9 protein-coding genes are annotated in these 11348 nt (G+C 44.4%); 2 read left to right on the top strand and 7 right to left on the bottom strand.

Annotated elements, in window-relative coordinates; translation table 11 throughout:
• A partial coding sequence (locus AC1DSE_RS20945; RefSeq protein ID WP_477528131.1) for an S-layer homology domain-containing protein occupies positions 1–426 on the top strand: 426 nt, incomplete at its 5' end.
• A 145-nt stretch (positions 427–571) separates the two neighbouring features.
• On the opposite strand, the gene AC1DSE_RS20940 is transcribed toward AC1DSE_RS20945, so the two are convergent.
• The 3 genes from AC1DSE_RS20940 to AC1DSE_RS20930 form a co-directional block, all read right to left on the bottom strand.
• Positions 572–895, bottom strand: coding sequence for a substrate-binding domain-containing protein (locus tag AC1DSE_RS20940; protein ID WP_477509864.1), 324 nt, complete (start codon positions 893–895; stop codon positions 572–574).
• Positions 896–1163: 268 nt separating this feature from the next.
• Positions 1164–1757 carry a chloramphenicol phosphotransferase CPT family protein gene (locus AC1DSE_RS20935; protein WP_477509865.1) on the bottom strand — a complete coding sequence of 198 codons (594 nt, stop codon included), beginning with the start codon at positions 1755–1757 and terminating at the stop codon, positions 1164–1166.
• Between the two features lie 192 nt (positions 1758–1949).
• Positions 1950–2447 carry an AAA family ATPase gene (locus tag AC1DSE_RS20930; protein ID WP_477509866.1) on the bottom strand — a complete coding sequence of 166 codons (498 nt, stop codon included), beginning with the start codon at positions 2445–2447 and terminating at the stop codon, positions 1950–1952.
• 506 nt (positions 2448–2953) lie between these two features.
• Here AC1DSE_RS20930 and AC1DSE_RS20925 point away from each other — a divergent pair.
• Positions 2954–4192 carry an RNA polymerase sigma factor gene (locus AC1DSE_RS20925; protein ID WP_477509867.1) on the top strand — a complete coding sequence of 413 codons (1239 nt, stop codon included), beginning with the start codon at positions 2954–2956 and terminating at the stop codon, positions 4190–4192.
• 198 nt (positions 4193–4390) lie between these two features.
• Here AC1DSE_RS20925 and AC1DSE_RS20920 read toward each other — a convergent pair whose 3' ends face one another.
• The 4 genes from AC1DSE_RS20920 to AC1DSE_RS20905 all read right to left on the bottom strand — a co-directional run bounded on the left by AC1DSE_RS20920 (position 4391) and on the right by AC1DSE_RS20905 (position 10988).
• On the bottom strand, positions 4391–4891 hold the full coding sequence (locus AC1DSE_RS20920; protein ID WP_477509868.1) for an immunoglobulin-like domain-containing protein: 501 nt from the start codon (positions 4889–4891) through the stop codon (positions 4391–4393).
• Positions 4892–5140: 249 nt separating this feature from the next.
• On the bottom strand, positions 5141–7822 hold the full coding sequence (locus AC1DSE_RS20915) for an S-layer homology domain-containing protein (protein WP_477528130.1): 2682 nt from the start codon (positions 7820–7822) through the stop codon (positions 5141–5143).
• A gap of 385 nt (positions 7823–8207) precedes the next feature.
• Complete coding sequence (gene murD / locus AC1DSE_RS20910; protein ID WP_477509870.1) at positions 8208–9533, bottom strand: UDP-N-acetylmuramoyl-L-alanine--D-glutamate ligase; 1326 nt, start codon at positions 9531–9533, stop codon at positions 8208–8210.
• A gap of 255 nt (positions 9534–9788) precedes the next feature.
• Entirely contained in the window at positions 9789–10988 is a 1200-nt protein-coding gene (locus AC1DSE_RS20905) for an MFS transporter (RefSeq protein WP_076267294.1), read from the bottom strand.
• Positions 10989–11348: the final 360 nt, after the last annotated feature.

Here is an 11348-nt window from a genome sequence, read left to right as displayed (position 1 = left end):
ATGTTCGTGCAGGTACTGGCCAATCTTGAGAACGCAAACCGCTCCGGCTACACGAGTTCCCGCTTTAGCGACGTGACGGACGGGCAGTGGTACACGGCGGCAGTCGAGTGGGCGGCCGAAAGCGGCATAGTCAACGGTATAAACGCAGACCTGTTTGACCCCAATTCACCGATGACGCGCGAGCAGATGCTGGTGATACTGTACAACTACATGAAGTACAAGGGCTATGAGATACCTGAAAGCCAATCTAAGTCCTTCGCGGACGAGAGTGAGATCAGCTCATGGACGTTGGAGGCCGTTCAGGCGCTGCGGGGCATCGGCATTGTATTAGGCAAGCCGAACAACCTCTTTGACCCCAAAGCCACCGCCACCCGCGCCGAAGTAGCCACTATCTTTGTAAGGTTCGTCGAATATCTGGCTAAGTAAAAGCGTAAACAGAAAAATGCGGACCCTTCCGGCTGGACAATATCCAACCGGAAGGGTCTCCTTCTATTTACAAAGAAAATCTCCGGTCAGATGCCTCTAAACACACGACAGTAGCATAGGGTTTTGGTCTATGACTGCTTCATTATCACTTGGGTGCCGCTGTCGATGCACGCGCTATCAATGACGGTCTGTATAATAATCCCTCATTTCCCGGACTATCGGTTTGAATCATATTCAACAAAAACTCGGCGGCTTTTTTGCCGAGTTTTTGCTTTGGATACTTGACGGAAGTCAGCGGAACCTCGCAGGTCGCGGCGAGACTGCTGTCATCGATTCCAACGAGCGAAAGGTCCTCCGGTACGCGACCAAATTCTTCACCCGTTTTCAGATTAGTTGCTTTTAATTGATCATCTTCAAATACAACTTCATAGTTTCTAGTATTAATAACGGCTCTATTAATCATTATCATATTTCATTTTCTTCAATCCCGATATATCCTTACCACACACTCCACATGCGCTGTCTGAGGAAACATATCGTCGCGGGATATGCTCGAGTAATAAATCGATTAGACTGCTTTAAAATAGAAACAGCGGTAGCCTTGGACTCAGATATTAAGTCCAAAACTGCCGCTGTTTATTGAACTAACGTTCTCCGTTAGCTCAATCCCGAAATCCCTCGGACGCTGAGGGGCGATAGCCCTAATGCTTGAATATGGTGGTATCTGGATACGCCATCTAGGAAACACTAACATTTTTTTTGCTTAATTTCTTAAATACCGAGTATTCCTTATCGGACTTAATAAAATTTAATATTTTTTCGGCACATTCTTTTGGGTTCATCTCTTCCGTATTTACTTCGAGGTCATATTCATCAAAGCAATATACTTTGCTAAACTGTGAAGCTGCCAGTCCAACTTTTCTATCTCCTCTTGCTTGCTCTCTTCTTATGAGTTCTTCTTTCGAGCATATTACACCTATAAATAACGTAGACTGATCGAAAAATTGATCAAGAAACTCATTAAACCTCTTGTCATTGTCGATTACGGTATCTACTATTACATTAAAACCCAGTTCTGATAACAATTTAATTGTCGAATGGTACACTGAGAATATGGAATCATCAAGTAATTGTGAGACAACTTGATGATCTATTTCTCTTGGAGGTTCATCTGGAAATTTATTATTAATAAAATCATTGTAATTATTAAAAAAATCATCAATTGATAAATGATAAAAAGGAATCTCTTTCTGATTTATCAGTTCAGTCGATATCGAGGTCTTTCCAGAACTTGAAGTTCCATTTAGATAAACTAATATCCCTTGCTTCAATTTAATCATCCCTTCAAAAAATAATCTTTGCGTATTTTTCAGATAACGTTATATTCACAGTTTATAAAATTATTCAACTCAGGGAATATTCTAGAAACGATTGAATTATCCTGCCCATTAGCTTAATAAAAACAAGGAGCAGCTACCGTAGTATCTGCTTCTTGTACTGTTCAACTAATGTTCCCTGTTAGTTCAAGCGTATTGGAGAACCCACTCTTTTATCTGAGAGGCAACTTCGGTTACATCAGTATCCGTTGTATCAATAGTAGGCATAGGTGGGTTATAGACCTCATCAGCAATTTCAAGCAATCGTTTTGCAAAGTTTTTGTGGTTTTGAATCTCTTCCTCTGACCAATTTCTTTCACGTAGACGTTTTTCGCGAGTTTCTTCATCACAATGTAGGTTTAGGTAATATACATGCTTAAAAAATGGATAGTCCACACATTTTTCAATATCCCAAGGCATCATTGTTCCGCATATTATAGTCATGCGCCCACTTTGAGCGATATTTCGTGCAACCCTAAGCCAAATATTTCGCATTTTCTCCCAATCATGCCCAATAAATTCAACAAGATTATCAGGGTCAAAAATATCAAAATCAGGCATCAATCTCCGTAGTTCCTTAATGACATATGTTTTCCCTGACCCACTTGCACCTGTTACGATAAATAAAGGCAATTTATTTTCCATTAGTTGTACAACCTCCCATTTACTTATATTTACAATTATAGCACCTCACAAATGATATAGAAGGTAGTAAACAATTATAACTAAACTGCCAGTTAGCATAATGAAGCAGCCGATCATTGTTATCGGCTACTTCCGTTTTTTTATTGAAATATCGTTACCCGTTAGTTCAATTGGTTGGGGGGTTATAAATTGAAAGATTCCAATCAAGATGAGCAAAGTCACGAGTACTATTATAAAAGTTAAGCTCAACCTCAATATATTAGATGACTGAAGTTGTTTGTTCTGAACTTGCTTTTCCAGAAAGCCAATACGTTTTTTAAGCTCCTGAATCTCATTCTCCATTGGTAATCCTCACTTAATACCACATGGCTGAATTGCCTTTACGCTTTGCTTTTTCGGGGTTTAAAAAAATGGAATGGCGTCGTGTGAAATTATTTTAAAATGATGTGGCTTTTTACCTCCCTTCGGTGTCTAATGAATTGTAAGTTCAGGAGGAGGTACTACTGGTGTCACGAGCTCAAGACAAAAAGAAAATCCCTGTTCTTCCGGAGGAGCAGGAGCACATCCAGCATTTCGAAGGAATTTATAATCAATATCGAGATAGAATTCGAAATTATATTGCAGTAAAGACAAATTCGGCAACTGCCGATGACTTAACGCAACAAGCTTTTTTAAAAGCAATGGAAAACTTTCACTTGTTTAAGTGTAACTCCAGTATATTTACTTGGCTATTCAAAATCGCGCAAAATATTGTGAAAAACGAGTATCGTACGAGATCACGAAATAAAGAAATGGTGCACGAAGTAATCGATTTTCAGTCCCAATCGATATCCCTCGATATTGCTAGAGATGTCGATATCCGTCTTGATATTAGTGCTGCATTAGCCCGATTGAATGAATTAGATCAGCAAATCATATCATTGCGTTTTTTCGTCGATTGCACTTTATTGGAAATATCCAAAATCATCGGGATGCCTGAAAGCGCAGTCAAGAACAGACTCTATCGTGCCTTAAACAAACTAAAAAAAGAATTAAAAGAATGGGGTGACATTTCAATCATGTCTATTAAAGAATTGGTATCGATTGTGGATAAAAGCGAGGCTCCCTCCAAGAATGATGGTATGAACAAGGTATACCATGACTTATTTGAAGAGTTGAAAAGCAATGTAGATCGAATTATTACAACCTATCGTCATCGACCTTCTCAGAAAATCGCTATTGAGATCTATCCGGATCTGCCCACTTTTCATCAAGCAATGAACGAGCCGGATGCGCCCAATTGGTTTATGGGAACCTATGAAGACAATAAAATTAAAATCGTATCCCCACTCAACCCAGGCCCTGAACATACGTATCAATCGGTACTACGGCACACTATAAGCTTGTTTACGATGTGGTTAGTGAAAGATATCAATCCGTTGGCACCGAAATGGCTTACACACGGGCTCGGCGGGCATGAAGCCAAACAAATGTCACAAGAATATATCCAGTATAGCACCTCCGAAGCGATTCAAAATAACGCTGTCCCTAGCTTTCAAGCATTAACTAATGATACCTGGGATTTCGAGAAGATAGGGGGATATGGATTCTCGCACTTGCTCGTAGAATATCTCATCCATTCATACAGTTTAGATGCGCTCAACAAATTCATACGCGATGCCACTGATTTTCAAGGCGCATTTCAAGTATCGGAAGCTGAGCTGCACGGGATGTGGGTGCAATATTTAAAATCTAGGCTATGTTAAATTTTGATACTAGTATTTGACCATAACAAAACCACCTTCGAAAAGGTGGTTTTGTTATGGTCTCCCATAGCTCAACAGTACACTATACATTGTTCTATCTAGTACAGCCTTATAGCCCCAATCATTAAACTAGCCTGCCCGTTAGCGTAATATCATCAAGTGAAATCGGCTCTTTTAGAATAAACTTCAAACTAACAGCTAATTGATTGTAAACTCCGCCGCCAAAAAGTATGTATCGTAGTCGCCTGCTTTTCTAAAATCGAGTATATCTTTCACTATTCGGTATTCACCAGTAACCAGTCTTCCATAGAGCCAATTCCAATCAACTGTCCATTCGCTAACATTTGAAGACTCCAAGCCATGTCCAATACTATTAAATCCGTAATTACCATCTATAGCAACAGGGACTTGATACCAACTACCATCCATTTTCTTTTCCAACAAAAAATATTCACCATAAATACATTGCTTACCAGAGTTATTATCAAATACTACAGTCAATTCAGTAGTGGTGACCGTTCCTTTCTTAACAGACATCGTTACTCCTTCAAGGTCGTTGACAGTTTTATATTTTGTAAGTTCCCAATCAGTATTTTCTCCTGTATTAGTCTCTTCATTAGCATTAGAGCATCCGACTATTAGAATAAGACAAAGTACGATGCACAGAGTAAGAACAGATGAACAAGATAACTTCTTCATTTAGATACCACCCTCATTTGTTATAAATCCGTTTCAACATAAAAACGAGCTCGTCAGCAGTTTTGTTGCGTTAAACTGCCCGTTCGTTTAATAATCGCTCCTCGTTTAACCCTTGTGTCTAATCGCTTAAAAATTCATACGATCAAGCTTCCATTAAGAGTACCTCTTTTTCGTGCTATGAATGACGCTGCAATATACAAAAAAAGAACCTTCAAGCTGCTCCATAGGCGGCTGAAGGTTCTTTCGTATTTAAATATGCAAGCGATCAAGCAGCCTGAAAATCATGGCCGCGGCTTCCGCTCGGCTTGCTGCACGACCGGAACGGAACGTTAGATCGGTATAGCCCGTTATAATACCTTCCGAAACCGCACGGTTGATGGAGTCCTTCGCCCATGCCGGGATAGCAGCTGCGTCTTTAAATGTCATTTCCGCACTTGCTGGCTGCTGCTCGTTAGCCTTTAAAGCATTCGCAATCATTACTGACATCTCAGCGCGTGTAATCGTTTGATTTGGCTTGAAAAGCATTTTCCCGTTTTGCTCGTAGCCTTTCAAAATACCCGCTTGCATAGCAGCAGCTACATCAGCTCCAGCCCATGCTGGAATGTCGCTGTTATCCGCAAAGCTTGCAGCTCCTGAAGCCGCTGGCAGTCCCAGAGCTTGCACGATCATTTTTGCAAAGGCAGCACGAGTAACCTTCTCTTCTGGATGGAATGTCCCATCCTCAAAGCCTTGAATTACGTTCATGCCAAGCAAGCGATCCGCAAATGGTGCCACCCAGTGCGTTATCGCATCGGAGAACAGCTTCGCTTCTGCTTGGAAAACGGCAAATTTAGTAAAGTGGTTCACCTTGGCTGAAATTGTGCTATCTGCTTTGAAAGTGCCGCCAACATAAATCCAACGCTTTTGCAGCTCGTTATAGTAATAAATGGCCGCTTTTTTGCCCGATTGGACTTGATCCTTCTTGTAGTTGAAGCTAATCTCCACCGGTTTGTTGAATTGGTTGCCTGCTGTGCTTTGGAATTCGACCACCGGACTAAGCGCCTCAAGCGTCCCAGCCGACGGTGCCTCATTCGCCCCTACAACCTTAGCGCTTATTTTTCCGTTAACAGCTGCAGCGCCTGCTGGCACATTAAAGCTGACAACATCTTTAATTGCGCCATCAATCCCCTTCGACACATCTAAGTCTACTTCTACAGACGTAGCTGGAGCCGGAGGAGGCGTCACGATCGGTCCTGGACCTGGACCTGTGTTACCATCGTCGTTTGRCTCACTCGTTACAAAGATAGGATTCGAATAAAACCAAAGATCCTTGTAGTTGCGATCGTTAATCTCATTAAACCGTTTCATATAACGGATATCTAGATCCTCAATCGTTGTATCGTCTTCTGTTCTGACGTCAATGAGCGGCTCGCCGTTTTCAGTTTCGCCAGCTACATTTTCGCCAAGATTAGTGCCTCTTAGTCTAAAATACTGATCTTTGTACGCTGGATCGAGATCATACGTAATGACATTGTAGCCTTCCGCGTCTGTTGTCCAGTCTTCGCTCGTGAATCTGGCAATGACCTTCGTTGAATCATTCGTATCTTTGTTGTATTCATCCGTACCAGGCTTAACCTCACCTGTAACATCACCGGCAATCAAATCAACGTGGTCAACATTAACGGCATTTGTCACGTCACTTTGGTAAATATATTTGTCATTGATTGCTGGATTTTCACTTTTAATCACGGCGTAATTGTTTGTCTGCGGGCTTTTGAAACGAATGGTCAGCTTAAGCGCATCGCCATCCTTCACCTTCAAGTTTTGCCCCATTTCGCCTTTGTTTGCACCGTTAGTAATCGTGAAATCTAGAGCATTAATCAGATCACCTGTTGTCGAAAATGATTTGCCTGAACGCATGCCGTCCAGCACAGCTGACATGTCGCTGCCTTCTACCCATGTATAATTTTTGGAATATTCACCCGGCGCGTAGCCACTGGAATAAAGACCTTGCGATACTTTAAAATGGGAATCAGAGTTGGTGAAATTCCAAAACCGGCGACCTTCTCCAAGCAGCGCATCCCACACCCCGCCAACCTTAGCAATCATATAGTCGGAGCCGCCGTACGTCTTGGTCTTGGGATTATTTTGATTCAAACCGGCTCTATCTGGCTCCATCTGATTGCCTGGCATGCCCTCCATCCCAAAAAAGATGTTTGGCGCTATATTGTTAAAATCACGTATATCTGAAATTCGAAAAATCGCATTGCCATTGACAAGCTTTCTGGATGGATGATTAATGATCATATAGCTGGAATCTGCATAATTTGTTTTCAACCACTTCACAGCATCGCGCGCCGTATCCGCATTTAGTGCAGGCCGCGTTGGGTACTGCAATTTCCACTCTGCTACAACTGCCGGGTCAAACATGCTCTCCGGGCGATCCGTATATAAATATTCAAAAAGGCTCGTTGCCTTTAAGCTGCTTTCTTCGCTATCCGCTAATATGCCTGCTCCGACATGATCGTAGGTTGGCATATCCCACTCAAACCCTGAAAAAATAATTTTATCCTTGTACTTTCCTGCGTCTTTTAGTTTATTAATGATGTTAACCTGATATTTATTAACAGCATCTGTAAATGATATCGGAGAAGGAAGCGAGTTTCCTTCTTCATCCCGCTTTGAAGTTCTCAGATGATCAGATAAATTCATCCAGTCCATCCCATAGGTTTCAAAAGCTTGATCGAGCACCGTCTGCACTGATTGCTGCGTATCATCTGAAACGTAGGTATGGGCATGGTATTCCCCTGCCATCCATTTTCCAGTGCCTGAAGTCCCAGCCGACTGGTTGCCCGCTTCTGCGAATGTTGTTGTCAACGCTATATTTTGCCCTGCAAAGCTTGCTGTTAAAATAAAAGCTGCTGCCAGCTTGGCCCACTTACTAGATAACATGTTATAATCCTCCATTATAATGTTGTAATTGCTTCATCTGCCTATCTCATGTTAACTATGCCGCTAATGCTGACCTCCAATTACTATTGATTTGAACAGCTCCACCCAAATGACCACATGTCTAAAATAAGAGATTGCTCAGGCTCTGTCTATACTTTTGGAGCAAACGATATAATTTCTTAACATTAGAGATTGGCGCAAAAAACCTATTCACATAGGAGCTTCGTTGTAGACTGGCCCCAACTATAAAAAAACAGCGGCAGTCGTGGACGAGAAAAAAAGCCCTAGACTGCCGCTGTATTATTGAGTTAACGTTACCCGTTCCCGTTTACCACACACGCGTTCAATCAGGATTTCCCGGAAAACGCCAGTGTCTTATTCAATCCTATCTCTCCGACCGACGCAGCGCCCCGACCAGCTCTACAAAGTGGCGCCCGCGCTCTTCAAAGTTGCTGTATTGATCAACCGCAGTGCAGGCAGGGCTCAGCAGCACCGTGTCGCCCGGTGCGGCCAGCTTGTGCGCATGCGCCACAGCCTCGGCCAAGCCTTCACAACGAAAAATAGGCGGGCAACTCGGCACGCTGCGCGCTGCAGCCTCGATTTGACTGGCCGCTTCGCCGATCAACAGCAACACCTTGACATGATCAGGCAGCAGCCTAGCCATCTCGTCAAAAGGTACGTTTTTATCTCTCCCGCCGGCGATCAGCAGCACTCGGCCCTCGTGTGCGTGCAGCGTGGCAACGGTACGGGCGGGGCTGGATCCGATTGAATTGTTGTAGTAATGCACGCCGTCCACAGTGGCCACCCACTGGTTTCGGTGCTCCACGCCAGCAAATGTGCGTACCGTCTCCAGAATTGCCTCGTCCGGCACGGTCCCCCTCACGGCGGTCATGGCAGCCATAACGTTTTCCACGTTATACCACCCGGGCAAACGAATGTCACTGATAGGTACCAGACCATCGATCACTCCATCGCAGACTGTGTGACCGCCGAAATACTTGGTCCGCCCCCGCCCGCGCAGTGCGGCGGTAGCCGGGTTGTCGCCGTTAAGAACGGCAAGGTCGTCAGCACTCTGAAAATCCAGCAGGCGACGCTTGGCGGCGATATATTCATCCATGTCGCGGTGCCAGTCGAGGTGATTGGGCGAGAGGTTGGTTATAACCGCCACATGGGGAGAGCGCGTCATGTCCATCAGCTGGAAGCTGGATAGCTCGACCGCGCACACGTCCAGCGGCGACATCTCGCCCGCGCGCGTCAGCAGTGGCGTGCCAATGTTGCCGCCCAGATGAACCGTACGCCCCCCGTTTGCCAGCATGTCTGCAATTAACGACGTGGTGGTAGTTTTACCGTCCGAACCGGTCACGCCGAAAATGGGACAAGGGCACAACGCAAAAAACTCCTCCATCTCACTGGTCACACGGCTGCCGCCAGCGCGGGCCGAGTCCAGCGCCGGATGGTCTGGGCGCATGCCCGGAGTGCGGAACACGATATCGCCCCCAACGCGATCTAGGTAATTCTCCCCTAAGCGGAGCCCAACGCCTAGATCGTCCCACTCGTCCCGGGGCAGGGCCGGATTGCGGTCGCGAACGGTGACGCGCGCCCCTGCTGAGCACAGCATGCGGATCAGCGGTGAGTTGCTGACGCCTGCGCCGATGATGGTCACGTCCTGGCCAGCCAGCGATTCGATATAGTTGTCAAAAGCAGGATTCATAAGCACCTCCGCTTAAAGAATGTCATTAATTCAAATATACCACATATTGGAACTGCCCTGCCTGCCCGTTAGCCGTTCATTCAGCGTAATAATAAGCACATAAAGGATGAATTCTTTCTCTTTTGACAACGAATGCGCCTCAAAAGCTAGAGATAAAAAAATAGGACTAGAAACTAGCCCTATTCCCCTCAATATAAATTAAACCACCCAAATAGATCCAGAAACTACACTTATGCATGAACCATACTTTAGCACTCAGCTAGAAATTTCTACTTTTGGCACCTCAGCTGCTTTCGGCCGAAATCCAAAACCAAGCAGCGCGAAGATAAGGAAGGCCGCACCTAAAAACAGAAAAATACTATGAACAGAAACATAACGAATCCCATAACCGCCAAGCGTCGGGCCCATGATGCTTCCAATACTAAAGTGGATCGAAGCGATAACATTCGCCGCAGGCAATATCGCCCGAGGCAGTATATCAGCTGCATAAGCGAGACCTAAAGAGTAAAATGATCCAACCACTCCGCCAGCAATTGCAAATAATACAAAGAGCAGCGCAATATTATCGCCAGCGACAGGTATGGTGAAAAAGACGAGAGCACCTACCACTGCACATCCAATTAACACCGGCTTCCTGCCGATCCGGTCACTCCAAATGCCAAGCGGCAGCTGAAGAATTAGAGCCCCGACTCCGAATGCCATAAGCAGAAGCGAAATCCAATGCTGGCTCAGGTTGATCCGTAATCCATACAACGGAAAGTTGCTATTCATAGAAGCTTCCATCAGTCCATATAAGAAGCCAGGTATAAGGACAAACCACGCGAGACGGTAGGTTTTTACAAAGCGATTCTCAGACGCCGTTCCTCGTGCTGCCCGCTCCGGCATTTCATTCTTCATACGCAGCACAAGCATCAGTACAGTTACAAAAAATAAACTGGACACTAAGAATGGAACCGCCCTTCCAAGTGGAAGAAGATTGATGCCCAGCGGCCCTAAGCTGAAGCCGAGTCCATAAGCCATACCGTACAGCGAAATAAATTTCCCCCGTCGATCGGCTGGACTTGAGCTTACAATCCATAACTGTGTCGCATAATGGAGCGAGCTATCGCCGACACCAACCAGCAAACGCAAGACGAACCATATCGCCAACGAATGAGTAAATGGAAACAGTAGATTAGCAAGTGTAACTAATGAAATGCCGACTAAAATGACTTTTTTGTACCCAAAACGCATGACCGGCTTCTCAACGAAAAACATTGTACAAAAAATTCCGATATACATGGCAGCTGAATTAATCCCGTTCATATCTGACGATACGCCTGAATCCTCCAGCATAATCGAAAGCAATGGCAGCAGCAGCCCTTGACTCATACCGGCTACTACAACAACTAAAAGCAATGTGGTTAAACGAACATGGAAAGAAGGCGAAGCTGAAGCTAAAGCACTTGATGACAAACCTGTTGCACTCCCTTTACTAAAACTATCATTCTGATTTTCTCCTTACACATTGTATACCTGACAGTAAAGACTGACAACCGCTCATTCATTGGCAGCGCCTCTCGTAATCGCCTATGCTGATTCAGAATTGCTAGGTGCAACGATAAGTGATAGATTTTTCTCCCTAAACTACAGGAAAAATCCCCCTTTATTTTTACTCCTTTCCCCCTCAGAATAAAAGTTGTTTCCTCTTGAATTAGTCTCCTATTTGCCTATCAAGTTTTCTTACTCCATTGCAAGAAGAGTCGAACTCTATTGTACCTCTCGGTTTTTCGCCACACTCTAAGTACATCCCATTTATACGGTTAGGAGGTGATG

It is taken from the genome of Paenibacillus sp. 01L418, from assembly GCF_056400045.1.
This window is presented reverse-complemented; position numbering and strand designations above follow the sequence as displayed.